The sequence below is a fragment of the Psychrobacter sp. Pi2-1 genome (genome assembly GCF_904846645.1).
Classification (GTDB): Bacteria; Pseudomonadota; Gammaproteobacteria; order Pseudomonadales; family Moraxellaceae; genus Psychrobacter.
The window spans coordinates 57,387-83,888 of the sequence record NZ_CAJHBO010000002.1; the positions used below are offsets into that span (position 1 = coordinate 57,387).

The following is a 26,502-nucleotide window of genomic DNA, read 5'->3' on the forward strand; positions in this document are numbered from 1 at the left end:
TTGCTATAGTATGGCTACTTATATTCTTGACATGAATCGATCACAATATGAAACCAGACAACATCCGGCCTTCATCAACCCACACTTCTAAGAAAAAGCAGACTAAATCACGTCAGAAAATTTTGGCAATACTTATCTCAGTATTGCTACTTATCGTCATTGTCTACCTTATCGTAGGAAGGTCTGGCACTCAGTCCACACTCCCTGTAGATGACGCCACTTCGGCACCAGTAACTGAGCAAACGCCGACAGAGTCAACAACAGACAATATATCTGAGACAACAGATGACTCTGTGATTAAAGATGGTGTACTCACTGACAAGAACTCTGAAGAAGCAAATAATAATAGTACTGCGATACCAAATCCTACTGCTATATTAGATGCGCCTCTACCAGAAAATGACAGCTTGGCTAAAGAAGAAATTGATCGTTTAGAAGATGAGCGTCAGCGACTGGCCGAACAAGAGAAGTTAGCCGCTGAACAAGTGACTATGAATAAGCAATTGACTGATATGAAGGCCGAACAAATTGCGCTACTTGAACAACAAATTGCTCAGTTAGAAGCAAACGACTCTAATAAAGCGACGGTTCAATAACCGTATACTTGATTTGGTTATAGAGAGGCTTACGATGGCGATTTTGCAACTCACACATGCCTCTATTTTAAATAGCAATGCACAGTTGCTTGTTTTACCTGTCAACAATGCTGGTGTCGTTTTAGATCCTGTACTTACACGAGCAAAAACTCTATTTCCTGATAATTATAGTCGCTATCATCGTGCGTGCCGCGATGGTAGTCTGAATGTTGGTAGCTGCTTAATTAATAAGCGTACACGTGAGCAAGTCGGACTTGGTATCAGTAGTAACGGGAATCAGCCAAACTATATTGCCAATCTCGTGATATCAAACCATCCTTATCATCCAACGCGCACACGCTGGCTGACTGCTGCTTTGATTGATTTGCAACAGCAAATAATGCCGCTCATACGTTACCAAGGCATACGCAGAGTTGCACTATTGGCACGTCCACTCATTTTTGATAACCCACATAATACTGCAGCTCACCAAAGTACTGAAGCAAATTCTCTGCCTTTAGATTGGCAGACTGATACGTTGCCATTACTGACCACCTATTTACAAGACTTACCAAAGCTACGTATCGATATACATCTGCCTAAAAGCATTGAGTTATAAATGGCCTTTTAGCTAGCCAGTCGTCGTCCTTTTGGACACATAAAAAAACCGCCTTGAATACTCTTACTGAGCATCTCAAGGCGGTTTCTTATTACTTAAACCACATCAGATATTGAGTATTAGTTCTGCTCAACACCTTTCATAGTTAGTTTGATACGACCACGGTTGTCAACGTCTTGTACAAGTACTTTAACGATTTGGCCTTCTTTTAGATAGTCTGACACATTCTCTACGCGCTCTTCTGCGATTTGTGAAATATGTACTAGACCATCAGTGTTTGGCAAGACATTTACAAATGCACCGAAGTCGACGATACGAGCAACGGTACCTTCATAAGTTTTACCAACTTCAACTTCAGCAGTTAGTGCTTCGATTTTACCGATAGCTGCCTTGGTCGCTGCTTTGTTTTCACCAAAGATACGGATAGTACCTGCATCATCGATATCGATAACCGCGCCAGTTTCTTCCGTTAGCTGACGGATAGTTGCGCCGCCTTTACCGATAACGTCACGAATCTTGTCTGGGTTAATTTCGATAACCGCGTAGTTTGGTGCATGAGCATTGATTTCAGTACGGCTCTCAGGCAATACTTGGTTCATTGCTTCTAGGATATGGATACGACCAGCATGGGCTTGTTTAAGCGCTTGCTCCATGATGTCAGGGGTAATACCTTCGATTTTGATATCCATCTGAAGTGCAGTGATACCGTTCTTAGAACCGGCTACTTTAAAGTCCATATCACCTAGATGATCTTCATCACCCAAGATGTCTGACAATACAGCAAAACGATCGCCTTCTTTAACCAGACCCATCGCGATACCAGCAACTGGTGCTTTTAATGGTACGCCTGCGTCCATCAATGCCAAGCTTGCACCACAAACAGAAGCCATAGAAGATGAACCGTTAGATTCAGTGATTTCTGATACCACACGAATCACATACGGGAAACGCTCGCTATCTGGCAGCATCGCTTGTACACCGCGGCGTGCTAGACGACCATGACCGATTTCACGACGTTTTGGAATACCTTCACGGCCCGTTTCGCCAACTGAGAAATGCGGGAAGTTGTAATGCAGCATGAAATGGTCACGAATCGTGCCACCTAGTGAGTCAATCATGTTGACGTCACGGCTATTACCAAGTGTGGTAGTAACCAATGCCTGCGTCTCACCACGTGTGAACAATGCTGAACCATGCGTATATGGCAATACACCAACTTGTACGTCAAGCGCACGAACTGTCTCAGGGTCACGACCATCGATACGCGGCTTACCTGACAAGATGTTGTCACGAACGGTGCGATATTTAAGATCGTTATAGATTTCTTTAAGCTCAGATACGGTATCAGCATAAGTTTCTGACTCAGCATCACCAGCAAGTGCATCAATAATTGACTGCTTAATTTCATCAAGCTTCGTGTAACGTGCTTGCTTATCAGTAATGGTATAAGCGTCAGCAACTTGCTCGCCGAACTGCTCTTTCATGCTGCTGGTAAGGGCTTGGTCACGCTCAGGAGCAGAGTATTGCTGCTTAGCAGTACCGATTTCTTCAGCCATTGAAGCAATGTTATCAATAACGATTTGTTGTTGCTGATGGCCGTACAATACTGCACCTAACATCTGGTCTTCTGACAGCTCTGCCGCTTCAGACTCAACCATCAATACCGCAGACTTAGTACCAGCCACAACCAAGTCTAGATCACTGGTTTCAAGCTGCTCAGATGTTGGGTTTAGAACGTATTCGCCGTTAATGAAACCAACACGAGCGGCAGCAACAGGACCATTAAATGGCGCATCAGAGATAGCCAATGCTGCTGAGGCACCGATTAGTGCAGCGATATCTGCAGACTGAGTTTTATCTGATGATACAACTGTTGCGGTGATTTGGATTTCGTTTACGTAGCCTTCTGGGAATAGCGGACGAATCGGACGGTCAATCAAGCGTGAAGTCAACGTTTCAAATTCGCTCGCACGGCCTTCACGTTTGCCGTAAGCACCTGGAATTTTACCTGCTGCATACATTTTTTCTTGATAATTAACCGTTAGCGGAAAGAAGTTTTGACCTTCTTTAGCTTCTGATTTTACGACTGCGGCAACTAATACTGTTACGCCGCCCATGTGTACTAAAATAGAGTTCGCTTGACGGGCAATACGGCCTGTCTCGATAACAACCTGCTGGTTGCCATACTGAAATTCACGCTTAATGGTGTTGAACATTGTCATATAATCTTCCTAATGTTGACTGACAAAACTGATATCAGCGTCAAAAAAGCTGATATCTGTCATTAAAATTCTGTGTATATGGCTATCAGTTGACATGCTTTCTATTAGAAATCATCGCAACCAATGCCAATAACGTTACTTGGTTATCTCATATATTTGTCTGAGTTAGACATCGTACTATTATGTATATTCGGTCGTGCAATTTTGGCTTTACTATAAATACTATCAAAAAGACATTAAGTCAAAAGACTTCGATGCTAAAAACCCTACAGGCTATTTTCTGAACTTTCAAATATCAGCTATCTGCGCTGATTACCAAGCCAAATAATGAATATCTTATTAATAATCGCCATATCTGTAGCAGATGCGCTATCAAACTCACAAGGCATTATTTTACAGTGATTTATAGCCATTGACCAATTAATTGCACAGTAGCGCAATTATCGTCAGAAAATACCGTATTTGAGACTTAGTTAGTACAGTTTATACCAATATTCCTCTCATCTATTCTATAGAAGGAGTTATAGCTCTTACTATTTGAGCACGGTATCTAAAACGAATAAGCATAAAAAAACGGCGTGAAACTATTCCACACCGTTTTTAAAAAAATCTATTTTATCGATAACAACAAACAAGTTCCAAGCGATTTAGCAAAAAATTCAGCATCCACTCGTACTATTGTCGTTAGATTAACGACGTAGACCTAACTGGCTGATTAGAGTAGTGTAACGACCAAGGTCTTTACCTTTTAAGTAATCAAGCAGTTTACGACGCGTGTTAACCATACGGATAAGACCGCGACGGCTATGATGGTCAGCTTTGTGTGCTTTAAAGTGGTTCTGCAAATCATTAATACGAGCACTCAACAAAGCTACTTGAACTTCTGGAGAACCAGTGTCATTTTCGCCACGTTGGTATTGAGCGATGATTTGTTCACGATCGGTATTAGTTAGCATAAATATCTCCGGCAATGCTAAAAACTTTAAATACAGGCTGCAATTTGAGTCAGTATTAAAGCAATAGAATAATAAATAAAATAACCTGTACGCCATTCAGGACAACCCTGCATTACTAGAGTTGACCTAGTGTACGACAAGCTCAGTTAACAACCATTTAGTATGTTTTGAATCGTACATTGTAGTTAGCTATAGCACTACTTAATCAAAGTAATGGGCTAATGACAGTACTTCATTCAAAACCTAATTTAAATGTGGGAGTAATTATAACAAAAAACTGCTGAACTAGCAGCAGTTTTTCATAATACTTGTAAAGCGACATTTAATTTCTAATAACTAGTATTTAATAGATAACTATCTATTAAGTGCCTACCTAGGCTACTTACTAACGTCAGACTCTGTCGCATTGCCGCCTAGTTCATCGTCTTCAAGAGGCGCAGCAGTAGTCAATTCCGCTAGGCTGTCTGGGACAGCATGCTCACGTGGATTGATTTCTTCTGCAAGCTTTTCAATCTCTTTTTCTTGCTCGTCCATATTGTTCGGTGAATTACTCATATTAGCTCCTGAATTATTATTTTGTGGACTAACTGTAGTTGCACTCATCGATCATAAGACGTGCAAACTATAAACATATCAATGCCACCTATTACAGATGGCATATTAAAAACTTACTTGTCTTCTTTCGCGTTTTCTAAATTAGCTGCGATACGTTCTGCTGCTGCTTCGCTGTTTTCACTATGATTGTCTTCAGTTTGACTTTTAAGCGCTGCTTCTGCTGAATCAGAACGTTGTTGCTCAAGTTTAGTATCGTTTGGATTAGAATTTGACATAGTATCTTCCTTAGTTATGGTTATACATGTTAGTTATACAGAGTTGAAATTTAATAGTACTTAGGTAATTAGATTTGTTTAGTTAGAAGTCAAAACTCTAAGATAATGCTTTATCTATGGCATCAACAAAATTGGGTATATCGTCTGGGTTACGCGAAGTAATAAGATTACCATCTACTTGTACTGTCTTATCTACGTAGTTTGCTCCAGCATTTTCTAAATCTAGTTGCAATGTAGGATAAGCGGTAAGGGTCTTGCCTTTAGCAATACCTGTATTGATGAGAACCCAAGGAGCATGGCAAATAACAGCTAATGGCTTTCCTGCTTCATTAATAGCATTGATAATTTGATGAGCCTTTTCATTACCACGAATATTATCTGCGTTGACAGTACCGCCTGGTAAAACCAATGCATCATAGTCAGAGACGTTGGCATCTTCTGCAAAGATATCGGCAGTAAAAGTATCACTCTTATCTACGTCTTGCTGCATGGCCTGCACTTCTTTTTTATCGTTTGTTGTTATGAGAAGTGTTTTATAGCCTTTGTCTTTTAGCTGACTATTGACGTCTTCATACTCTGCTTGTTCGAAGTGGTTATGTAGTAAAAAAGCGATCGTTTTCATAACTTTCCTTATTCTTATCTATTAGTTTTTGTGAGTCAGTATATTTTTATAAATTAGTTTTGTTATTATTCGGTAGTACATTTTCCTTTGAACTATTTTATTTTTATTCAAATGCATCCTTTCTGCATTGATTTTACTTTTAATTAGCTATTTCTAATTGTCTATTATTTTAATTATTTGCTTCATAGCAATTTTTTATTTTTATAATATTTATCCATTTTATTTTTTAGCTCAGCATTCCTTATCTGATGAATCTAGAGTACAAAAAAAACAGGTTTCACCATAGGCGAAACCTGCAATAAAATGTGACGGTATGTGATTAGTGTAAACTATTAGTAAATCAGGCCAGCATTAGGTGGTAGTTTCTCTATTTAAGTAACATTGGTGAAAACGTTACTATTAGCGCTGAATCAATTTCTTAGGTTGTAAACGTCCGTTTAAGCTCACAGACCCCAAACCAAGAAACTCTCCCTGCTCATTGAGTAGACGTATATCAACTGGTATTTCGTGCTCTAGGAGCTGAGGCGCATCATCAAGTCCAGTATCAGCTTTACCATTGGTACTAGCGTCACCATCAATACCGACAGAACTATCATTAGACAGCTGGTTAGAAACCATATTAGCAACATAATCTTTGAGCTTACCTGTCAGCTCATCAAATACGTTTAGGCGCTGCCCCATATGTACACGGGCGCATTGTTCCTCTGTCAACGTCAGTTCAGCATCAATATCAATACAAGCATCGATAGGCAGCAGCCAAGACTGACGCTCCTCTAAACTATGCTCTTCTAATAATGATAAAGCAATAGCATCATCAATGCTGAAGTTCCCTACTTGTGTACGACGTAATGCCGTCAAATGTCCTAGCGTACCTAGCTGCTTTGCAATGTCTTCCGCTAATACACGTACGTAAGTACCTTTAGTACAAGTAACCGTTAGATTAATCTGGGTATCATCTATCATCTGTAGATTGATTGCTTTAATCGTGATATCTCTAGGCGGTCTATCAACCTCAATGCCAGCGCGAGCATATTCATACAGTTTTTTACCGTCTTTTTTTAGCGCTGAATACATCGGTGGTATCTGCTGCTGAGCACCCAAAAACTGCTGTGCAATAGTCGCTAATGAGTCTTCATCAAATACTGGAATAGAAGCCTGCGTTACGATTTGGCCATCAGCATCACCAGTATCGGTTTGACTACCTAGCAAGATAGTCGCTTGGTAAGATTTATCAGCATCCAGTTGATAATGGCTAAACTTGGTGGCTTCACCCAAGCAAATAGGCAACAGGCCAGTTGCCATCGGATCAAGCGTCCCTGTATGCCCAGCCTTTTTACTATCGTGTATCGGTGATTTAAATAAATACTTCACTTTTGACACAACTTGCTGCGAGGTCATACCTTTGGGTTTGTCCACCAAGATAACACCTGAAACTTTTACTCTTTCAGGTGCTTTGCTGGCTTTTTTATCAGGTTGCTTAGACGCTATAGACATAATAATAATTTACTCGTCATTCTCGTTTTGCTCAGTTTTAGTCACGGCCTTGCTAATCAAGTCCATCATGTAGTTACCACGAGCAGTTACTTCATCATAATGAAAACGTAGGCGCGGCGTAGTACGTGTTTTTAGGCTATGGCTCAGCTCAGTACGCAAAAACCCTGCTGCTTTGTTCAGTACTTTGACGCTTTCTTCGTGATTGGTCTTGTTCATAGCATCATTGAGCTCAGGCTCCATGATAGTGACATAGACGTCCGCATAGCCTAAATCTGGGCTAACTTTGACACTAGATATAGTGACAAAACCTGTTAGACGAGGGTCATTAACTTCATCGCGAATAAGAACAGCAAGCTCACGCTGAATCTGATCCGACAATCTTTGTAAACGTTGGTTCATGTTGTTACCTTACTTTAATGGGCTTATTTTATTACTGTATAAGTCTGCTGATTAATAGATGTTGCACTGATATGTGCTAAAAAAGGCCTAGCAGGATGTACCTGTTAGGCCTAAGTACAGCTGAATATTAGCAAAATATCTAAATAGCTCAGCGGATTACGCATATTGCATTAATACATACTCTACTATCGAACAGCAGCTTTAGATAGTACGTGCGAACTCTTGGATTTCAAAGACTTCGATCTTATCGCCAGCTTCAACATCATAGCCACGAACGGCCAGACCACATTCCATACCAGTACGTACTTCATTAACGTCTTCTTTGTAACGACGCAATGATTGCAATTGACCAGTAAAGATAACTTGGTCATCACGCAATACGCGGATAGGTTTGTTGCGATAGATTGTACCTTCGACCACCATACAACCAGCAGCAGCACCGAACTTACTAGAACGGAATACTTCACGAACGTCTGCAACACCAAGGATTTTCTCGCGATGTTCAGGAGCAAGCATACCGCTCATTGCTGATTTTACATCATCGATCAAACCATAGATTACGCTATAGTAGCGAATATCCATATTAGCAGTATCTGCTTTACGGCGTGCGGTAGCATCTGCACGAACGTTGAATCCTAATAGTACCGCTTCACTCGATTCTGCAAGGGTTACGTCAGACTCAGAGATAGGACCAACGCCTGAACTGATCACTCTGACTTTTACTTCGTCAGTAGACAATTCGTTTAGGGCGGCTAGTAGTGCCTCAAGTGAACCACGTACGTCTGTTTTTAGTACAATATTCAAGAATGACACATCGCCTTGGCCCATCTGGTCAAACATGCTTTCTAAACGCATCGCATTTTGACGCTCAAGTTGACGCTCACGCTCACGGTTGGTTCTAAAGTCCGCAACTTCACGAGCTTTTTTCTCATCCGTTACCACTAGGAATTCGCTACCAGCAGCAGGTGTTTCAGGCAGACCTAAAATCTCTACAGGGATAGAAGGACCAGCTGACTTGATACGTTGGCCATGCTCGTCAGTCAATGCGCGAACTTTACCATAGTGCTCACCAGCTAGAACCAAGTCACCTTGTTTCAATGTACCTTTTTTCACTAGGACACTAACGACAGGACCACGACCTTTTTCAAGTCTTGACTCAATAACCACACCCTGAGCAGCACCGTCTAGTGGCGCTTCTAATTCCATTAGCTCAGCTTGTAAGCTAATGAATTCTAGTAGGTCTTCGATACCTTCGCCTGTTTTGGCTGAGATACGAGCCATTGGTGTATCGCCGCCCCATTCTTCTGAAACAACTTCTTTCGTCGTTAATTCATTAAGAACACGGTCAGGATCAGCACCTGGCTTATCCATTTTGTTGATAGCAACAATGATCGGCGTACCAGCTGCACGTGCATGATCGATTGCTTCTGCTGTTTGTGGCATCATGCCATCATCAGCTGCAACCACCAATACAACGATATCAGTCGCTTGAGCACCACGTGAACGCATTGCGCTAAACGCTGCGTGACCTGGAGTATCAAGGAAAGTAATAACACCGCGATCAGTTTTTACATGATAAGCACCGATATGCTGTGTAATGCCGCCCGCTTCGCCATTGGCAACTTTCGTTTCACGAATCTTGTCTAGTAGTGAGGTCTTACCATGATCGACGTGACCCATGATAGTCACTACTGGTGGACGAGTCTGGATGTTGCTGCTACGCTCATCAACTGCGTACTGTAAGTCATCTTCAACTTTAGTATCACTAACTGGTACTGGGTTGTGGCCCATTTCTTCAACAAGCAAGCTTGCGGTTGCTTGATCAATCGTATCTGACTCACGAGCCATTTCACCCATTTTCATAAGTAATTTGGTTACTTCGCGAGCTTTAACTGCCATGCGCTGCGCAAGATCGGCAACTGAAATTTGCTCACTAATCTCGACATCATAGACGATTTTTTCAACAGGTTTTTCAAACTTATGCTGTGACGCCTGAGTTGAACGCAAACCGTTTTTGCGGTTTTTGATTTCGCGCTCATCTTGGTTCTTACGACGACGACCACGAGTACCAGTACTATTCGAACCGCGTTTGATTTCGCGACGCTCTTTTTCAAAAGACTCTTCTAATGCATCACCGACCAAACCTTCAGCCAATGGCTCATCTTTACGTACTTCAGTAACAGGCTCACGGTCTGTATATTTACCAGCCATTTTGCGCATTTGCTCAAGTGTACGCTTTTGCGCTTCTTCAGCTTGTGTGCGGCGGGTTTCTAATTCGATTTCACGCAGACGCGCTTCTTCTTTCTCACGAGTCTCGCGAGCTTTACGTTCAGCAGCGGTTTCAACTTTAGGCTTAGTTGCAGCAACTTTCTTCTTCGGCTGTTCTTTAGGCTTAACTTCAGCCGTCGCTTTACCGCCTTTTTTGACGACAACTGATGTAGAAATATCATCGTTTTTGTCGTCTGATTTTTTGCTAGAGCCTAAGCTTGCGCGCATTGCTGCTAGCGTTGCTGCTTGACGCTCTTCCGCTTTTTTCTTAGTAGCGGCGCGTTCTTCAGCTTCTTTTGCTGCACGTTCTTGAGACTCAACCAGAGCCTGCTCACGAGCGGCTAGCTCTTCAGCCATCTTTTCTGGATCAGGCTTTTCGAATACTTTCTTTTTACGCACTTCTACATTGACGCTCTTAGATTTACCAGAAGAGCCGGTCACACGTGCAGTACTGGTCGTCTTAGATTTAAGACTAATACGACGCTTTTCTTGTTGACCATGACTTTGTTTTAAATACGTCACCAGCTTTTCTTGCTCAAGCTCGGTGACTAGGTCATCCTCTGCGCGAGCAGGCAGGCCAGCATCTACTAATTGCTGCTTTACAGCATCTGTAGTTTTGCCTACCATTTCTGCCAGTTCTTTGACGGTCTTATCTGCCATTTATTATCACCTACTGTCTATTATTTGCTATATGTTCAATTCAGTTGTTGGCTACAAATGATTGGGTTAAGGCTGATACTTATAAATAGATATCAGCGCTTTATTCTCAATAGCATATCACCAAAAGACAGCGATATGCAGTTACCGCTTATTCATCGAACCAAGATTCCCGAGCTTTCATGATGAGTTTTCCTGCAGTTTCAGAGTCTAATCCTTCGATATCTTCTAGATCGAAGACGGCTTGTTCTGCCAAATCATCAACAGTAATGATGTCTTTTTGCGCCATTTTATAAGCCCAACTGACTGTCATACCTTCAAGCTCTTGAAGCTCTTGACTTGGCTCTTTCATGTTCTGTTGTTTGACCAGTTCATCAGCGATGACAACTTCTTTAGCACGCTCTTGAATCATATCAATCGCTTCATCGTCTAGACCTTCGATATCATAGAAAGTCTCAACTGGTACATAGGCCACTTCTTCGATACTGGTAAAACCAATATCAACCAATGCTTGTGCTAAATCTTTATCTACTTCTAGGCGCTCATAGAATAATTCAATAAACGCTTTTGATTCGTTTTGTTGACGTTGCTGATATTCTTCTTCGAGCATCATATTCAGCTTATAGCCCGTCAACTCAGACGCTAGACGTACGTTTTGACCTTGTGAGCCAATAGCACGCGCCAATTGATCATTGGTGCTAAAGATAATATCTGCCGTTTGCGTATCTTCATCTAAAATGATACTGCTTACGTCAGCAGGCTCTAGAGAGCTGATGATGAACTGGGCAGGATCATCTGACCATACCACCACATCAATACGCTCACCGTCTAACTCTTGCTGTACTGCTTGGATACGTGTACCACGCATACCAATACAGGCACCAACTGGATCAATACGATGATCGTTGGTCTTCACGGCTATTTTAGCACGAGTACCTGGCAGACGAGCGACGTTACGAATTTCGATAATTTGTTCTGCGATCTCAGGCACTTCTTTTTGCATCAATGCTGATAACATTTCAGGATGTGTGCGGGATAACAATAACTGTGCACCACGGTTTTCACGGTTCACATGATACAAGATAGCGTTGATACGCGACTTTGCACGGAGTTGTTCGCGTGGCAACATTTGATCACGTGACAAATAACCTTCAGCATTGTCACCCAAATCAATGATATAGCCATCACGAGTCTGTTTTTTGACTTCGCCATACATCATCTCACCAACACGCGGCTCGAAAGCATCTGCAACTAGTGCACGCTCAGCTTCACGAATCTTTTGGATGATGACCTGTTTGGCTTGAGTGGCAGCGATACGACCAAATTCGATTGATTCAATTTGCTCTTCTTTAATATCACCAATTGACCATTCTTCTTGATCAAGATCGGTGATAGCAAGCTGACAAGCTGGCATTTCATGGTCTTCATCTGCAACCACTGTCCAGTAACGATAAGTATCGTAATCGCCAGTTGCACGGTCGATTGCTACCCGTACAGCCACTTCTGGCTGCTCGGTATATACTTTTTTCTTAGTCGATACCACCAAAGCGTCTTCAATTGCTTCAAAGATATCTTCAGGATTTAAGCCCTTTTCATTACTGACAGTTTCTACTACCGTTAAGATTTCACGACTCATGCTATACCTGTCCTATCATTTTTTAATTGACTTAAATTTTATAATTTGGGTGCTGCTATTATATAGTTGCTATAAGCCACATAAGCTATTGGAAGATAAAACTGTCTATCTATAAACAGTTACCCTAGTAAGAATCTAGGCATCTTCATAAATCAAATTGGCTTTATCAATATTACTTAGTGCAATCTCAAACTGCTCGCCATCACTTGACGTCAGTTTTAAAGAGTTTTCATCAATACTATCTAAAGTACCTGTGGCTTTACGACGTTTTTGATCGCCTGTACCGATGGCTTGAATCAGACGCAAGCTCACAGTTTGACCAACATACGCATGCATTTGCTCATCTGAGAAAAACGCACGGTCAAAACCAGGTGAAGATACTTCTAAGATATACTCACCAGCGATAGGATCATGAACTTCCAAGATACCGCTTACTTGGTGATTTACTGCCGCGCAATCTTCAATCGTTACTTGCTTATCTTGGGCTTGCTCTTCTGGCAATGCCTCAATATAGATACGTAGTAAAGAGCGACGACCTTGTGGCGCAAACTCGATACCCCATAATGACACATCACAAGCGGCCACGGCAGGGGCAATAATATTAGTCAGTTCTGCAACTTTAGTCGAAAGCTTCATAATCTCTTGGTATTTTCCTATTCACTTATCTATCGTACTTAGTAAACCGTATTAAAGATGAACTCTTATCTATATATAACAATCTTATGATAAGAATCACGGTCAGTATATAATTTTAAATCACAAATATATGATACGTATTGTGCATTTATATAGGGACGAGCGTAAAAAACATCAAGCTCGGCCAAACAATGCTTTTATTATTTATAAAGCACTACTATCGATAAAAGTATGAGGAATAAAAGATAGTGTTGCTTAAGAAGCATCGTGCCGGTAGCGGCCGATGATGACCAGTGACGAGTAATATCGTACTCTATAGACTTAGAGCTTAGCATAAGTAGGATAGATACCGCGATAACACTGACCTTCAGATACAAAAAAACCCACAAACATAATGGTGGGCTAATCGGTACTGACAAATTTAGTGTACAAAACATCAGTATAAAAAGTGGTAGCGGGGGCTGGATTTGAACCAACGACCTTCGGGTTATGAGCCCGACGAGCTACCAGACTGCTCCACCCCGCATCAATCTAGAACGCATATTATAGGGAGGTTTTGTAGAAGTGTCAATACTTTTTTTAAATTAATTATAAAATAAGTATTACCTGCTAAAAATCTAACCTAACGCTATGCTGCGTCTGTAAAACTTGGTGCGATTGGGGGGACTTGAACCCCCACAGCTTTCGCCACCACCCCCTCAAGATGGCGTGTCTACCATTCCACCACAATCGCATTGTACTGCTCTGTCTCTATCATCCAATCTATAATCAATGATGCTTAAGGTAGGCATCTATAGAACAGGAGTTGCGAAAACAGGAAAGCATTGTAAATCTAACCTACCAAAATAGCAAGCGCTGCCTACTTAAAAGAGGCTTACTCAGGATTTTGAGTCAATGGACGCGGCGTTTGCGGTGCTGAAACTGGCGCATCTAGACGAAACTGATCTTCTGCTTGCTTACGCGCATGAACAGCAAGTGTCATACTCGTAATAAAAAATATGACCGTTAGTACTGCCGTAGCACGCGTCAAAAAGTTAGCAGTTCCTGCTGCGCCAAACACGGTACCTGATGAACCAGCACCAAAAGAAGCTCCAGCGTCTGCCCCTTTACCATGCTGTATCAGAATCAAGCCGATCATGGCAATGGCCACAATAATATGCAGGGCTAATATAAACGTAAACATGGTGGCCTCTTTTGCCGCGTAATGACGACTGATAACGGAAAATAAAACGTAAGGTTAATAGAAAGACAATCGGCATGATCAAATGCCAAATCGACTATATAAATAAGGCGCATTGTACACGATTGCAAGGGCAGTGTTAAACCTACTTTTACTAACTGGTAAAAGCATACTGTCTATAAGCTATGATCTTGATATCTGAGCGTTATTTATTCATTTAAGCATTGGCTTGGTTAAAGGCATCGGCAATCGCTAGAAAGCTCTCTGCTTTTAATGAAGCACCGCCTACTAATGCGCCATCAATCATAGCGTCAGAAGCAAAGCTATTGGCATTATCAGCATTAACACTACCGCCATACAGCACGGTAATCGTATCTGTTATATCAGCAAAGCTTGCAACCGTTTGTTTGATGTACTGATGAGTCTTACTCACTTCTGCCACAGTAGGTACTTTACCTGTACCAATGGCCCATACAGGTTCGTAAGCGACGAGCAGCTGTTCAGATAACGATGATGCTAAATCTGGCTGCTGAGTCAGTAAGTCTTTAATAACCGAGAGTTGCTCATTGATAACGTCGAGTGTTTGACTATTGTCATACTGCTCTTGTGTTTCGCCGATGCAAAACACCACGCCTAAGTTCTGGGAAAACGCATGAGACAATTTGCTTATCAGGCAATCATGAGACTCTTTGTGATATTGACGACGCTCAGAGTGGCCAAGTAGCGTCCAAGTAGCACCTGCATCTGCTACCTGTTGGGCTGAGCAGTCACCAGTATAGGCTCCTGTACTTGCACTATAGGTACTAACGTCCTGTGCTGCACAAAGTATTGAGCTATCTGCTAGACGCGTACTCACTGTACTTAAATGAACACAACTGGGCGCTACCATTAATTTACAGCGGTTTTTTGATGTCTGAGAGTTGGCTTGTTCTTCAGTATTAACTTTCGTCAATAAGTCGTCCAATAGTGCATTGACAGCACTGTTAGTCGCAGGATTCTGTTTCCAATTGCCAATTACCCAAGCTTGCATACTTATTTACCTTGTCTCATGTATTCATGCCAATTCGGCTAATATGCGCGTCAGTATAACAAATAATTCGTAAGTGCTATAGTAGCGTGCCACCATGAGCAGAATCACTTCTGTAAACTTATCTATAGATAGTGCATCAATAGACCATTATTTTTACGAGCTAGTCGCCTAATGGTATATATAAATTTTTCAAACTAAAGTAAAGTTCTATACTACAGAATGTATAAAATCAAATATTATTGCTAGCTATATATATAGATACGCAGGTAGATAAGATAAACAAAGCAATATAGTTATAGCGAGTTATCAACTGAAAACAACAAGCATATAACGTGTAATACCAAGCAGTTTTACAGAATATTTTGTATCAAAGGAGAGGTTAAAATGTCTATCGCAACCAGTAAGTACGGTGGTCTAGCGCAGCAACTGATTAGCGACGGTGTCGTTAGCGAAGCGAACATGAAGACGGCACAGATTGAGTCGCAGCAGCAGCAAATAGGACTGGTACCTTATCTAGTAGACAATAAATTGGCCGATGCTTATCAACTTGCCCAAATGCTATCCCAAGCTTTCGGCGACCCTCTATTCGATCTTGATGCATTAAATGTTGATGTTATTCCAAAAGACTTGGTTGATGAGAAAATCGTTCGTAAGTTTAATGCGTTACCACTCTTTAAACGAGGACAACGTCTATTTGTCGCACTAAGTGATCCCACACGCGTTGATGCTATTGATGCGATTGCCTTTAATTCTCGTCTGTCGATAGAAACCATTGTTGTCGAAGAAAACAAGCTCAAAAAGCGTATTGAAAGTGCATACGCAGATACGATGCAGAGCTTTGATAGCTTTTCTAATAGTGATTTAAATGTCGACTTCGATGATGGGCAGGAAGAAAACGAGACCAAGCTTGATGATGGTATCGACGAAGCACCTGTTGTAAAGTTCGTCAATAAAATGCTAGTCGATGCTATCCGTATGGGTGCTTCTGATTTACATTTTGAGCCATACGAAAAATCTTTCAGAGTACGATTTCGTGTCGATGGCGTCATGCAAAAAATGGCTAATCCACCAGTTCAACTTGCGAATAAAATTGCAGCACGCTTAAAGGTCATGTCTCAGATGGATATCTCAGAACGTCGGGTACCACAAGATGGGCGTATTAAACTAAAAATTTCTAAAAATAAAGCGATTGATTTCCGGGTAAACTCATTACCGACGTTATTCGGTGAAAAGCTTGTTTTGCGTATCCTTGATCCATCGTCAGCCATGTTAGGTATTGATGCATTGGGGTATGAACCAGATCAACAGGAAATGTTTTTAGAGGCATTACACAAACCACAAGGCATGTTGCTTATCACTGGTCCTACTGGTTCTGGTAAGACAGTATCACTTTACACTGGTATCAACATCTTGAATACTGGCGCAACCAATATCTCAACGGCTGAAGATCCAGTCGAAATTAACCTTGAAGGGATTAACCAAGTCAATGTTAATGCCAAAGTTGGTCTAACATTTGCCAATGCGCTAAAGTCTTTTTTACGTCAAGATCCTGATATTGTCATGGTCGGTGAGATTCGTGACCTTGAGACTGCTGAGATTGCGATTAAAGCGGCGCAAACAGGTCATATGGTTCTTTCTACTTTGCATACTAACTCGGCACCTGAAACATTAACGCGCCTACGCAATATGGGCGTCGCCTCCTTTAATATTGCCACGTCGGTTAACCTAGTCATTGCTCAACGTTTGGCACGACGTCTCTGCAAGAACTGCAAAAAACCTATTAACATCCCGCGTCAAAGCTTGTTAGAGATTGGTTTTACCGATACTGATTTAGATAACACTGATAATGTCATTTATGAACCAGTCGGCTGTAATGAATGCCGTGAAGGTTATAAAGGCCGTGTAGGTATCTATGAGGTGATGAAAGTCAGCCCTGATATTTCACGCATTATCATGGAAGATGGTAACGCAATAGATATCAAAGATGCTGCCATCAAAAATGGTTTCCGCGACTTGCGACGTTCTGGGATTTTAAAAGTGTTGCAAGGTGTCACAAGTATTCAGGAAATGATGCGAGTGACTTCTGAATAATAAGTAAAATCATAGAACACGTAATTTATGTCTTAGCATATTGACTTTTAGTTATTATAAGAGTGATAAACTAGCAACGTTCCTTATCGTATGTCTTTAAAAATAAAACAGATAGCCACTGGTTTTTTACGCTAAAATAAAGTATGCCTGACTGGTATCCTAAGTCTGGTATTCTATTGTAAATTTACAATTTATATTGGACAATTTTGAGGGTAGTAACATGGCAAAAGCTAAGACCGATATGTTGTTAGATTTTGTTTACGACGGTGTGAATCGACGCGGACAGAAAGTTAAGGGCGAAACTACTAGTCGTAGCTTAGAGCTGGCGAAGGCAACCCTGCGTAAACAAGGTATCACGGTTAAAGGGATCAAGAAAAAACCAAAGCCACTTTATACTTTCAAAAAAGCTATTAAAGCCATTGATATTGCTATTTTTGCTCGGCAATTAGCAACAATGATGAAAGCAGGTGTACCGTTAACTCAGTCTTTTGAAATTGTCGCCGACTCTCTCGATAATCCGAGTATGAAAGACTTAGTATTGAAAATAAAAGCAGATATTGAAGCCGGTGGTACCTTTGCTTCTTCTTTGCGCAAACATCCTCGCTATTTTGATGATTTATTCTGTTCACTCGTCGAATCTGGCGAACAATCGGGTGCACTTGAGACGATGCTTGAACGAGTCGCTACTTACAAAGAAAAGAGTGAGCTACTAAAAGTAAAAATCAAAAAAGCAATGAAGTATCCTATTGCCGTTATCGTGGTTGCTATCATTGTTACTATGATTCTACTGATAAAAGTAGTACCTGTATTCTCCGATCTATTTGAATCATTTGGCGCAGAGCTGCCTGCCTTTACACAGATGGTTGTTGGCATGTCCGAATGGATGCAGGCATGGTGGTTTATCCTTATTATTGCTATCGGCGGTGCAATCGTTGGCTTCTCAGAAGCTAAAAAACGATCTAAGAAATTTCGTGACTTTTTAGACCGTGCTGTCTTAAAAGCTCCCATATTTGGCAACATCGCCTATCAAGCGATTATTGCACGTTTCTCTCGTACACTATCTACAACTTTTGCTGCTGGTGTTCCACTTATCGATGCCCTAGACTCTACTGCCGGTGCGACTAATAATGTTGTATTTTACAATGCAACTCAACAGATCAAAAATGACGTATCTACTGGCCAGCAATTACAGTTTTCCATACGCTCCACCAATTTATTCCCGAGCTTAGTTATTCAAATGGTTGGTATTGGCGAAGAGTCTGGGAGCTTAGAAGAGATGCTAGATAAAGTCGCTGTCTACTACGAAAACGAAGTTGATAATGCGGTTGATGGTTTAACCAGCTTGATGGAGCCAATGATTATGGCAGTTTTAGGTGTATTAGTTGGTGGCCTAGTCATTGCAATGTACTTGCCAATCTTCCAAATGGGCGCAGTAGTAGGATAATGATTTGATGCAATTTATGCAGTTATTACAAGAGAACAGTACCCTAGCTTTATTCGTATTTGGCCTATTAGGTCTTTGTGTTGGCAGTTTTCTAAATGTTGTGATTCATCGCATACCGCTGATGATGTTGTATGGTTGGAGACAAGAGTGTAGCCAGTTTATGTCTGAACAGGCTGATATACCACGCGAGCATACGCTACCCATAGCAAATATTGTCGCTACTGACCAACCAATTACTTTAAGTCGACCTGCTTCACGCTGCCCTCATTGCGCACATAAAATTAAGTGGTATGAAAATATTCCTTTAATAAGCTGGCTATTATTACGCGGACGCTGTTCAAGCTGCAAAGCGGCTATCGGTCTACGTTATCCTCTCGTTGAGCTAGTAACCGCCCTCCTGTCCGTATTAGTAATATATAAGTTTGGGGTAAGTACTACAGGCTTGTCCGCATTGGTTTTAGTATGGACACTAGTGGCGTTAACAGGTATCGACTTTGACACACAGCTACTACCTGATCGTCTAACTTTTCCTTTGGCAGGCTTAGGATTGGCGGTAAACTCACAAAGCTGGTTCGTCTCACCAACACAATCAATATGGGGATTACTACTTGGGTTTTTATCGCTATGGATAGTAGTCAAGGTATTCTATTTAATCACTAAAAAACATGGAATGGGCCAAGGGGATTTTAAACTATTAGCAGTATTAGGTGCTTGGCTTGGGCCTATGATGTTACCCTTAATCATCCTACTATCGTCTTTACTTGGCTCTATCGTTGGATTGATCTTGATGAAAAAACAGGGTGAAAGTCGACCTTTTGCTTTTGGGCCTTATATCGCTATAGCAGGTATCGTTGCCTTATTATACGGCTCAGATATCGTCAGCTGGTATCTCGGTATGTATGTCTAATAGCTGACAGCGTACACTAGATTATTGTAGGAAATTTCCGGCAGTGACTCATAATTAAAGCCTTAAAAGGCCGGTTATGAGTTTAAAGCTGCATTCATTGTTCTATCTGTTAGATAAGCTATTATTATGTCAAAAAACACATCTCACTCTTATTCACACCAACCACAAACCACGCAACCAAAAAACAAGACGCTCGTGGTTGGTTTGACGGGTGGGATCGGTAGTGGCAAATCTGCCGCTAGTGCTTGGTTTGCTGAGCAAGGGATCGATATTATCGATGCAGACGTGATCGCCCATGAGACTGTCGCTAAAGGTAGCGTCACTCTGCAGAAAATCCAGAAAAAATTTGGTGATTGGATACTGACGGATGATGGTGTTATGGATAGGGCTGCTGTACGTACACACGTATTTGCAAATCCTGAAGCGCTGATTGAGCTTGAGGCTATTACTCATCCAGCGATACGTGAGACAGCAAAAGCACAGCTAGATGCTAGTACTTCACCGTATATAATCTTGTCTGCGCCCCTACTTATAGAGGCGGCAGAAGCAGGACTGGCCAATTTATGTCAACGTATTTTGGTCATGGATGCGACCGAAGACACGCAGCTTGCGCGTGCCAGTCAGCGTGATGATCAAAGCATACAAAAGATTAAGGCCATTATGACCAATCAGCTGAGTCGTGAAGAGCGTAATCGTCATGCAGACAATGTCATACTCAATGAGAGCGACCTTGCCTCTCTATATCTACAGTTAGAACCCTTGCACCAAGAGTATCTTACGCTTGCCCAGCAGCTAAAGTTCGCTGGCGATTAACCTCATACAACGCCATGCCAGTAGCAACACTCACATTTAGGCTCTGTAGATTACCATGCTCGTTTCCTGACATTGGAATATAAACCAACTCATCACAGCTCTCCATTGTCAGGCGACGCATACCCTCTCCTTCTGAACCCATAATGATAGCGGTCTTGCCAGTTAGGTCAGCGGCATGTATTGGCTTAGCCTCTTCACTAAGTGCCGTACCAAATACAAAAACGCCTGCATTTTTGATTTGCGACAACGTGCGTGCTAAGTTCGTAACGCTGACAATCGGCATCATCTCTGCTGCGCCAACTGATACTTTAGCCACTGTTGGCGTCAGACTCGCTGCATGGTGTTTTGGACAAACCACTGCATCCACACCCATAGCCACGGCGGTACGTAGGCAAGCGCCAAAGTTATGTGCATCTGTGATTTGATCTAGTACCAATAACAAGCATTGCTCACGACCAATAATAGTATCAAGCAAACCTTCATCAGCGAAGCCTAACGGACGAGCATTGAGCACCACGCCTTGATGCTGCGGACTGCCACATAATTGCGTTAGCTTGTCTTTTTGGGTTGGTTGAATACTAATGCCGTTTGCTTCCGCTTCGGCCATGATAGCTTGTACATGACTGTCACTCTCACGCCCTTGCTGCACAAACAAACTAAGACCATCAAGAGGACGATGTTCAAGTAATGCATCAATGGCATGGATGCCGTAAAAATAAATGGGTTTTGCCATAATAGGCCTACTAAATATAAAGTGGATATCGCACTAGGCGACGGGATAAAAGAAGATAACGTAGATTTTACGTGTCATGACCCATTGATGATGAGAGAACAGTAAACCAAACGTCAAAAAAAGAAATAAACAATACCAATCCGATATTGTTTATTTTCTCGAAATACTAATATGTGATAGAACAGGCGTTAGAATAATAAAGCTCAAGCGCCCTATTAATAATATCAGCCCTCTAGATGACAGACATATTGAACAATCTCTTCAGTACGTAGGTTAAAACCGCTATTGCCTTCAACGACAAATGACTGACCTGCACGGTAGTAGCTGAATTCATCATCACCATTGATCTTTACTTCACACTCACCACTGGTAATTTCGATACGCTCAGAGGTATTGGTGCTAAAGTGATAATGCTCAACCAAGTTGTCACAAGGTAAGATCACGCCTAGCGTTTTATGACGACCATCCTCAAACATAATGGTATGGCTTGAGCAGCGACCATCATAAGATACTGTCGCTTGGGCATTAACTGTTACGTTAGTAAATTGCGCCGCTGTCATAGTGGCTTCCTTATCAAATAATTATGGCAAAACTAAAAAATAAGTAACGGATTAAAGTACCGACAGAGTTGCACTGGACTTCAAATACGCGACCAGTAAGCAAACACGCCTGCTTTAGATACTTTATCCCTCTATAGTAGATATCTGCGCGCTAAAGGTAGCCACAGGTTCTATGAAAACGCTTTTGAATAATGATCGAGTGGCATGTTTTTTACCACTATACGCCTACAATTTTACGAAATTATGACTCGTTATTAGGTTGCATCGCGCATCAGACTCATAAGAAGAGTTTATCATTATGTGAGATTATGCTACCACATTATATCTATAAAGTTTGTTAAAGCGACTAGGAAAATTCTATTTAATGGCAAGTATCTACCCGTTCGTTTAATATTCATTTGGTATTTTTCTAGGCGGATGCTAGGCCACTAACTTAGATATATTTTTATCATTATCAGTCAAAATACTTCTTTGCATACTATGCTTATTTTTAGATATCTAATTACTCTAACGATTAATATTATAAGGATTATGTTGATGATTTATTGTCAGTTTTTAATAGTTTTATGGTAATCTCCCAATAATAAATTCTGTTATATCTCGTCTTAAAGTTTGTATTTACGCACATTTAACACCATACTATTTGCCTACAATATTTATCTAATTAGCAAGTTTAAACAGATATTTTCACTTCCTTATTTACCCTATTTATAGATGGCTTCCTAAAATTTATATGATGTCCATTGTCTGTCCTGAGAGGCGTTGATGCTAGTATCGTTAACTTTACATCAGTTTGCGTTGATTGCTCAGCATGAGCTGAGCGTGGCTGAAGGTTTTAATGTCATCACTGGTGAAACAGGTGCTGGCAAGTCGTTATTGCTAGATGCCCTATCACTGTGTGTCGGTGAGCGAGCAGACAGTGCGATGGTCAGGCATGGAGCCGCGCATGCAGATATCTACGCTCAATTTGATGTAGAAAATAACAGCGTCGTCGCTGAGTGGTTTACCAAAAATGATCGACCGCTAGAAGAGCCTGAATTACTTATTCGTCGACAATTAAGCAATACTGGCCGCTCAAAAGCATGGCTAAATGGTTCACCAGTTAGCTTAGCGGAGCTAAAGAGTTTAGGCACTTTATTGGTCAATATACATAGCCAACATGCTCAGCAAGCATTGCTCAAGCCGCAATTTGTGGTGCAATGGCTTGATGAGATGGCACAGATAACACCGCTAGCCATCCAAACTGCCAGTAGCTATCAAGCCTATCAGCAGCTAAAACGTCGCGCGGACGACATCGCAAGTCGCGAAGCCCAGCGTCAAGATCGTATTCAGTTGTTGCAGAGTCAATTGGCAGATATTGCGCCGTTATTGGCTGTGGATTACGCAGAAGTTGAATCTGAACATGAAGAGCTCTCCAATATTGAAGCCTTAATGCAAGAGGCCAGTCATGGTCTGCATTTGCTCGACAATGATACCGATGAGCCAGACGTCATGACCTTGCTCGGACAAGCGATTAAACTCTGTGACAACCAAGTAGGCGTCAGTCAAACGTTTGAACAAGCTTCTGAACAGCTCCATCTAGCACAACAGCAAATCACTGAAGTGACTGCCCTACTATCAGATTACGCCGAACAGCAGCTACCTGATCCTGAACGTTTGCAAACACTAGACAATTTAATCAGCTTAGGACATCGTTTGTCACGTAAGCATAGCTTGCCCGCCAGTGATTTAATTGATGAAGCAAAAGGCTGGGAAGCGCAATTAGAGCAGCTAGAGAACGAGCCAAGCAGTAATGCAATGGCAGCACAAATTGAGCAGGCTTGGCAAGACTATCTCGCTCTGGCCACACAGTTAAATAAAGAGCGCACAAAAGCTGCTCCGATAATTAGTAAGCAACTCATCAAACAACTACAACCGCTTGCGCTACCCAATGCTCGCTGTGAATTTGTCTTTACCAAAAAAGCCGAACCTAGTCAGTACAATGCCCAAGGTTGTTTCGATATTGATTTATTATTCAGCGCCAATGTCGGTATGCCAATGCAGCCCCTACACAAAATCGCTTCAGGTGGTGAACTGTCACGTATGGCGCTCGTGATGCAAGTCTTACAAGCGACCAATGCCGATAATAATGCTGCCAAGCCTATGCTGGTATTTGATGAGGTCGATGTCGGTATCAGTGGCGGTACTGCGCAAGTGGTTGGCGAACTGCTACGCTCGCTTGGGCAAACACAGCAATTACTGGCCATCACACACCAAGCGCAAGTCGCAGCGCAAGCGCATCAACATATCTTGGTACAAAAGCACCATCAAGAACAGACCGAAAGCGAGCTACTCATACTGACCAACAGTGCGCAAGTAGACGAGTTGGCGCGTATGTCTGGTGGTGTCATTATCACTGATGTCACGCGCGATCATGCTCGCAGCTTATTATCCGATGTTAAGTAACGCTTATCTGACCTATCTAACGTTAAATAATTATTCGTTTTCATTAAAACGGATGGTTATTTGAGTCTACATGATGGTCAGTGGCAATTAGTGCGAATCTTGCTTTTCTATTGATTATCACCATATAGTGGTCTTTCACCCTTATTATTAGGTTGCGTTTGTTTCTATGTCTAAAACCAATTTGACCCATCATTTTTTGATTGCAGCACCAGAGCTGTCAGACCCAAGGTTTGAGCAGGCACTTATATATATTTGCCGTCATGACAAGCACGGTGCGCTAGGTCTGATGGTCAATCGTCCGCTTGAGCAATCTCGCGTAGGTAAGCTGCTAGAAGATTTAGATATTGAAGTAACCAATCCGCAGGTGATGGAAGATGTGGCATTAGAAGGCGGCCCTATGTATCCTGAGGTCGGCTTTGTGCTGCATACTGGTCAGCCAGAATGGGCCTCTTCTTTTGCTATTTCAGAGAACGTTTGCATCACGACTAGCCAAGATATTCTAAAGCGTATTGCCGCAGGGCAAGGTGTTGGTCACTATCAGCTGTGTCTAGGTCATGCCAGCTGGGGCAAAAAACAGCTAGACCAAGAGCTGAGTAATGGTGACTGGTTAGTCTGCCCTGCTGATCTGAATTTATTATTTGATACCCCGTTTGAAGAACGCTGGCAAATCGCAGCCGACAAAATCGGAGTCAATTTCGACTATCTTAGTAGTGACATAGGTCATGCGTAATATCATACGCTCTACGAATTTAGATAAAGACATAAAGGACACCCATTACTATGGCAGATAGTACTTTTACGGCCAATAGCACAGACGCTATAGATAGTGACATTGATATTGATACTCTCGATAACGGTAGCAATAGCGCTTCTGAAACTATCGATCTAGAAGTAAAGCCGCATCTTATCTTGGCGCTAGATTACGGCGTCAAAAAGATGGGCATGGCGCTCGGTAATACCATCACGCAGACAGCGCGTGCCTTTGACATATTGGCGATGAATAATGGTCAGCCAGATTGGGACAATCTAATTGGTATCATTAAAGTCTGGGGCGTGGCGCAAGTCGTGGTTGGCCTACCGCTTAATATGGATGGCACTAGCTCTATACTTTCAAAACGAGCACACAAATTCGCTCGTCGTCTGGCCCATAGAGTGATGGAGCAACATTTGCCAGTGACCGTATCACTGTGTGATGAGCGGCTGACTTCAATCGAAGCAAGAGAAATCGCATGGGACAATGGTTGGATCAAAAACGAACGCGACCCAATCGATGATATCTCCGCTTGTATTCTAATGTCGACCTATTTTGCTGATCCTAATAGCAGTATCGCTATCGATGCAATCAAAGCAGAATAAAGCAGCCAAATAGGTAAAAGACACGTGTGCGGCTATAATGTCACTTCGATACATCATACCTCTCAACGGATAAATGACTGATTACTATGACCACTGTCTCAGACCAACCTTCGCAACATAAGTCGCAACATGGTTTTGCTCCTCTTGCTATTGCCCGTATTAAAGGCGCACAGCGTGCCAACCAAATAGCGATTTATCTCATTTACGCGGCTATTTTCGCATTTGTGGTCTTTGGCACGATTGCTAGTATCAAAGCCTTCCATGATAACCAACTGCTTTATCAATTATTTTATAATTTGCCATATGCCCTAGTAGCCCTCACGATACCCATTACTATTTATGATGCGTTAGTCGTTTATCGTTATCGCTTGAATCAACCGTCGATGATTGCCATGAGTATTGGCGTATCAACCATTATATTGGTTGGCGGATTAATTTTTGCCGATACTGCATGGTTAGGGCTATCTTGTTGGCTAGGCGTGGCATTTTTATTTAAAGTAAGTTTTAAGCGATTTTTTAACTTTTTAGAAGTAGCTGATGTACCTGAAGTCGACGAAGAGGCTGAAAGTACTGAAGCATAGAAGACCTACAAAGTACGCCATGATAAGCACTTAAGCAAACTACTTACCCTACTCGTCCTCCAACCCACTTATTTAGCTTTATGATAATGACTATGACCACTTCGATACCAGACACGCCTATCCACCATCACTTAGATACTCAAGGGCTGATTTGTCCTGAGCCGGTCATGATGCTACATCGCGTCATTCGCAAAGCAGATGGCGGTGAAGTGATTGAAATATTGGCGACGGATCCGGCTACCACGCGCGACATTCCGAATTTCTGTCGTCACCTGGGTCATGAACTAGTAGGTCAAGAAACACTGGCTGAAAACGTGAGCTTAGATGCTGACCCTGATGAAATCACCATCGATAGCGATGATGATACGCCTGCAAGCGTAACGCTATATCGCTATCTGGTTAAGAAAAAAATGGCATGATAGGTTTGGCATTATTTTAATAACTGTCT

At 41.9% G+C, this 26,502-nt stretch carries 25 protein-coding genes and 2 tRNA genes; 11 read left to right on the top strand and 16 right to left on the bottom strand.

Annotated features, from left to right (window positions below; all coding sequences use genetic code 11):
• The first annotated feature begins 47 nt into the window (after window positions 1-47).
• Together JMX91_RS02265 and JMX91_RS02270 are read left to right on the top strand one after the other, a co-directional pair.
• Window positions 48-596 carry a hypothetical protein gene (locus tag JMX91_RS02265; protein WP_201547497.1) on the top strand — a complete coding sequence of 183 codons (549 nt, stop codon included), beginning with the start codon at window positions 48-50 and terminating at the stop codon, window positions 594-596.
• 34 nt (window positions 597-630) lie between these two features.
• Entirely contained in the window at window positions 631-1,194 is a 564-nt protein-coding gene (locus tag JMX91_RS02270; protein WP_201547498.1) for a hypothetical protein, read from the top strand.
• Between the two features lie 119 nt (window positions 1,195-1,313).
• Here JMX91_RS02270 and pnp read toward each other — a convergent pair whose 3' ends face one another.
• The 14 genes from pnp to tpiA all read right to left on the bottom strand — a co-directional run bounded on the left by pnp (window position 1,314) and on the right by tpiA (window position 15,124).
• Complete coding sequence (gene pnp, locus JMX91_RS02275; protein WP_201547499.1) at window positions 1,314-3,416, bottom strand: polyribonucleotide nucleotidyltransferase; 2,103 nt, start codon at window positions 3,414-3,416, stop codon at window positions 1,314-1,316.
• 689 nt (window positions 3,417-4,105) lie between these two features.
• Window positions 4,106-4,372 carry a 30S ribosomal protein S15 gene (gene rpsO / locus JMX91_RS02280; protein ID WP_045443035.1) on the bottom strand — a complete coding sequence of 89 codons (267 nt, stop codon included), beginning with the start codon at window positions 4,370-4,372 and terminating at the stop codon, window positions 4,106-4,108.
• Window positions 4,373-4,750: 378 nt separating this feature from the next.
• Complete coding sequence (locus JMX91_RS02285; RefSeq protein WP_201547500.1) at window positions 4,751-4,927, bottom strand: hypothetical protein; 177 nt, start codon at window positions 4,925-4,927, stop codon at window positions 4,751-4,753.
• Window positions 4,928-5,040: 113 nt separating this feature from the next.
• On the bottom strand, window positions 5,041-5,202 hold the full coding sequence (locus JMX91_RS02290; RefSeq protein WP_185156577.1) for a hypothetical protein: 162 nt from the start codon (window positions 5,200-5,202) through the stop codon (window positions 5,041-5,043).
• A 97-nt stretch (window positions 5,203-5,299) separates the two neighbouring features.
• Window positions 5,300-5,824, bottom strand: a complete 525-nt coding sequence (locus JMX91_RS02295) for a type 1 glutamine amidotransferase domain-containing protein (RefSeq protein WP_201547501.1) — start codon at window positions 5,822-5,824, stop codon at window positions 5,300-5,302.
• 399 nt (window positions 5,825-6,223) lie between these two features.
• On the bottom strand, window positions 6,224-7,318 hold the full coding sequence (truB, locus tag JMX91_RS02300; RefSeq protein WP_201547502.1) for a tRNA pseudouridine(55) synthase TruB: 1,095 nt from the start codon (window positions 7,316-7,318) through the stop codon (window positions 6,224-6,226).
• A 9-nt stretch (window positions 7,319-7,327) separates the two neighbouring features.
• Entirely contained in the window at window positions 7,328-7,717 is a 390-nt protein-coding gene (locus JMX91_RS02305; RefSeq protein ID WP_201547503.1) for a ribosome-binding factor A, read from the bottom strand.
• 201 nt (window positions 7,718-7,918) lie between these two features.
• On the bottom strand, window positions 7,919-10,645 hold the full coding sequence (gene infB, locus JMX91_RS02310; protein ID WP_201547504.1) for a translation initiation factor IF-2: 2,727 nt from the start codon (window positions 10,643-10,645) through the stop codon (window positions 7,919-7,921).
• Window positions 10,646-10,793: 148 nt separating this feature from the next.
• A complete protein-coding gene (gene nusA / locus JMX91_RS02315) occupies window positions 10,794-12,278 on the bottom strand; it encodes a transcription termination factor NusA (RefSeq protein WP_057757751.1) in 1,485 nt (494 codons plus the stop codon).
• Window positions 12,279-12,413: 135 nt separating this feature from the next.
• Window positions 12,414-12,914, bottom strand: a complete 501-nt coding sequence (gene rimP, locus JMX91_RS02320; protein WP_057757748.1) for a ribosome maturation factor RimP — start codon at window positions 12,912-12,914, stop codon at window positions 12,414-12,416.
• A 449-nt stretch (window positions 12,915-13,363) separates the two neighbouring features.
• Window positions 13,364-13,440: transfer RNA gene (locus JMX91_RS02325), tRNA-Met, on the bottom strand.
• Window positions 13,441-13,563: 123 nt separating this feature from the next.
• A tRNA-Leu gene (locus JMX91_RS02330) sits at window positions 13,564-13,647 on the bottom strand.
• A gap of 141 nt (window positions 13,648-13,788) precedes the next feature.
• On the bottom strand, window positions 13,789-14,097 hold the full coding sequence (gene secG / locus JMX91_RS02335) for a preprotein translocase subunit SecG (RefSeq protein ID WP_021814138.1): 309 nt from the start codon (window positions 14,095-14,097) through the stop codon (window positions 13,789-13,791).
• A gap of 214 nt (window positions 14,098-14,311) precedes the next feature.
• Window positions 14,312-15,124, bottom strand: coding sequence for a triose-phosphate isomerase (gene tpiA, locus JMX91_RS02340; protein ID WP_201547505.1), 813 nt, complete (start codon window positions 15,122-15,124; stop codon window positions 14,312-14,314).
• 384 nt (window positions 15,125-15,508) lie between these two features.
• Here tpiA and pilB point away from each other — a divergent pair, with 384 nt between their 5' ends.
• The 4 genes from pilB (at window position 15,509) to coaE (ending at window position 20,379) form a co-directional block, all read left to right on the top strand.
• Complete coding sequence (gene pilB, locus JMX91_RS02345; protein ID WP_201547506.1) at window positions 15,509-17,215, top strand: type IV-A pilus assembly ATPase PilB; 1,707 nt, start codon at window positions 15,509-15,511, stop codon at window positions 17,213-17,215.
• 220 nt (window positions 17,216-17,435) lie between these two features.
• Window positions 17,436-18,659 carry a type II secretion system F family protein gene (locus JMX91_RS02350; RefSeq protein WP_201547507.1) on the top strand — a complete coding sequence of 408 codons (1,224 nt, stop codon included), beginning with the start codon at window positions 17,436-17,438 and terminating at the stop codon, window positions 18,657-18,659.
• 7 nt (window positions 18,660-18,666) lie between these two features.
• On the top strand, window positions 18,667-19,566 hold the full coding sequence (locus JMX91_RS02355; RefSeq protein WP_201547594.1) for a prepilin peptidase: 900 nt from the start codon (window positions 18,667-18,669) through the stop codon (window positions 19,564-19,566).
• Between the two features lie 126 nt (window positions 19,567-19,692).
• Window positions 19,693-20,379: a dephospho-CoA kinase gene (coaE, locus tag JMX91_RS02360; RefSeq protein ID WP_201547508.1), complete on the top strand. Its 687-nt coding sequence runs from the start codon at window positions 19,693-19,695 to the stop codon at window positions 20,377-20,379.
• Here coaE and rlmB read toward each other — a convergent pair.
• Both rlmB and JMX91_RS02370 read right to left on the bottom strand, forming a co-directional pair.
• Window positions 20,342-21,112 carry a 23S rRNA (guanosine(2251)-2'-O)-methyltransferase RlmB gene (gene rlmB, locus JMX91_RS02365; RefSeq protein WP_102078746.1) on the bottom strand — a complete coding sequence of 257 codons (771 nt, stop codon included), beginning with the start codon at window positions 21,110-21,112 and terminating at the stop codon, window positions 20,342-20,344. The two genes, coaE and rlmB, sit on opposite strands and share 38 nt — an antisense overlap.
• Window positions 21,113-21,336: 224 nt before the next feature.
• Window positions 21,337-21,672, bottom strand: coding sequence for a pyrimidine/purine nucleoside phosphorylase (locus tag JMX91_RS02370; RefSeq protein WP_057757729.1), 336 nt, complete (start codon window positions 21,670-21,672; stop codon window positions 21,337-21,339).
• Window positions 21,673-22,437: 765 nt separating this feature from the next.
• On the opposite strand from JMX91_RS02370, the gene recN reads away from it, so the two are divergent.
• From recN to tusA, 5 genes are all read left to right on the top strand, one after another.
• Window positions 22,438-24,117: a DNA repair protein RecN gene (gene recN, locus JMX91_RS02375; protein ID WP_201547509.1), complete on the top strand. Its 1,680-nt coding sequence runs from the start codon at window positions 22,438-22,440 to the stop codon at window positions 24,115-24,117.
• Between the two features lie 166 nt (window positions 24,118-24,283).
• Entirely contained in the window at window positions 24,284-24,847 is a 564-nt protein-coding gene (locus JMX91_RS02380) for a YqgE/AlgH family protein (protein WP_101204671.1), read from the top strand.
• 50 nt (window positions 24,848-24,897) lie between these two features.
• Window positions 24,898-25,473, top strand: a complete 576-nt coding sequence (gene ruvX, locus JMX91_RS02385) for a Holliday junction resolvase RuvX (RefSeq protein ID WP_201547510.1) — start codon at window positions 24,898-24,900, stop codon at window positions 25,471-25,473.
• A gap of 86 nt (window positions 25,474-25,559) precedes the next feature.
• On the top strand, window positions 25,560-26,054 hold the full coding sequence (locus tag JMX91_RS02390; RefSeq protein ID WP_134292251.1) for a hypothetical protein: 495 nt from the start codon (window positions 25,560-25,562) through the stop codon (window positions 26,052-26,054).
• A 92-nt stretch (window positions 26,055-26,146) separates the two neighbouring features.
• Window positions 26,147-26,473 carry a sulfurtransferase TusA gene (gene tusA, locus JMX91_RS02395; RefSeq protein WP_134292250.1) on the top strand — a complete coding sequence of 109 codons (327 nt, stop codon included), beginning with the start codon at window positions 26,147-26,149 and terminating at the stop codon, window positions 26,471-26,473.
• Window positions 26,474-26,502: the final 29 nt, after the last annotated feature.

What these genes read in the sequence shown, in the direction of transcription:
- JMX91_RS02265 (WP_201547497.1), top strand. Translation starts at nt 48, where the DNA reads ATGAAACCAGACAACATCCGGCCTTCATCAACCCACACTTCTAAGAAA.
- JMX91_RS02270 (WP_201547498.1), top strand. Translation starts at nt 631, where the DNA reads ATGGCGATTTTGCAACTCACACATGCCTCTATTTTAAATAGCAATGCA.
- pnp (WP_201547499.1), bottom strand. Translation starts at nt 3,416, where the DNA reads ATGACAATGTTCAACACCATTAAGCGTGAATTTCAGTATGGCAACCAG.
- rpsO (WP_045443035.1), bottom strand. Translation starts at nt 4,372, where the DNA reads ATGCTAACTAATACCGATCGTGAACAAATCATCGCTCAATACCAACGT.
- JMX91_RS02285 (WP_201547500.1), bottom strand. Translation starts at nt 4,927, where the DNA reads ATGAGTAATTCACCGAACAATATGGACGAGCAAGAAAAAGAGATTGAA.
- JMX91_RS02290 (WP_185156577.1), bottom strand. Translation starts at nt 5,202, where the DNA reads ATGTCAAATTCTAATCCAAACGATACTAAACTTGAGCAACAACGTTCT.
- JMX91_RS02295 (WP_201547501.1), bottom strand. Translation starts at nt 5,824, where the DNA reads ATGAAAACGATCGCTTTTTTACTACATAACCACTTCGAACAAGCAGAG.
- truB (WP_201547502.1), bottom strand. Translation starts at nt 7,318, where the DNA reads ATGTCTATAGCGTCTAAGCAACCTGATAAAAAAGCCAGCAAAGCACCT.
- JMX91_RS02305 (WP_201547503.1), bottom strand. Translation starts at nt 7,717, where the DNA reads ATGAACCAACGTTTACAAAGATTGTCGGATCAGATTCAGCGTGAGCTT.
- infB (WP_201547504.1), bottom strand. Translation starts at nt 10,645, where the DNA reads ATGGCAGATAAGACCGTCAAAGAACTGGCAGAAATGGTAGGCAAAACT.
- nusA (WP_057757751.1), bottom strand. Translation starts at nt 12,278, where the DNA reads ATGAGTCGTGAAATCTTAACGGTAGTAGAAACTGTCAGTAATGAAAAG.
- rimP (WP_057757748.1), bottom strand. Translation starts at nt 12,914, where the DNA reads ATGAAGCTTTCGACTAAAGTTGCAGAACTGACTAATATTATTGCCCCT.
- secG (WP_021814138.1), bottom strand. Translation starts at nt 14,097, where the DNA reads ATGTTTACGTTTATATTAGCCCTGCATATTATTGTGGCCATTGCCATG.
- tpiA (WP_201547505.1), bottom strand. Translation starts at nt 15,124, where the DNA reads ATGCAAGCTTGGGTAATTGGCAATTGGAAACAGAATCCTGCGACTAAC.
- pilB (WP_201547506.1), top strand. Translation starts at nt 15,509, where the DNA reads ATGTCTATCGCAACCAGTAAGTACGGTGGTCTAGCGCAGCAACTGATT.
- JMX91_RS02350 (WP_201547507.1), top strand. Translation starts at nt 17,436, where the DNA reads ATGGCAAAAGCTAAGACCGATATGTTGTTAGATTTTGTTTACGACGGT.
- JMX91_RS02355 (WP_201547594.1), top strand. Translation starts at nt 18,667, where the DNA reads ATGCAATTTATGCAGTTATTACAAGAGAACAGTACCCTAGCTTTATTC.
- coaE (WP_201547508.1), top strand. Translation starts at nt 19,693, where the DNA reads ATGTCAAAAAACACATCTCACTCTTATTCACACCAACCACAAACCACG.
- rlmB (WP_102078746.1), bottom strand. Translation starts at nt 21,112, where the DNA reads ATGGCAAAACCCATTTATTTTTACGGCATCCATGCCATTGATGCATTA.
- JMX91_RS02370 (WP_057757729.1), bottom strand. Translation starts at nt 21,672, where the DNA reads ATGACAGCGGCGCAATTTACTAACGTAACAGTTAATGCCCAAGCGACA.
- recN (WP_201547509.1), top strand. Translation starts at nt 22,438, where the DNA reads ATGCTAGTATCGTTAACTTTACATCAGTTTGCGTTGATTGCTCAGCAT.
- JMX91_RS02380 (WP_101204671.1), top strand. Translation starts at nt 24,284, where the DNA reads ATGTCTAAAACCAATTTGACCCATCATTTTTTGATTGCAGCACCAGAG.
- ruvX (WP_201547510.1), top strand. Translation starts at nt 24,898, where the DNA reads ATGGCAGATAGTACTTTTACGGCCAATAGCACAGACGCTATAGATAGT.
- JMX91_RS02390 (WP_134292251.1), top strand. Translation starts at nt 25,560, where the DNA reads ATGACCACTGTCTCAGACCAACCTTCGCAACATAAGTCGCAACATGGT.
- tusA (WP_134292250.1), top strand. Translation starts at nt 26,147, where the DNA reads ATGACCACTTCGATACCAGACACGCCTATCCACCATCACTTAGATACT.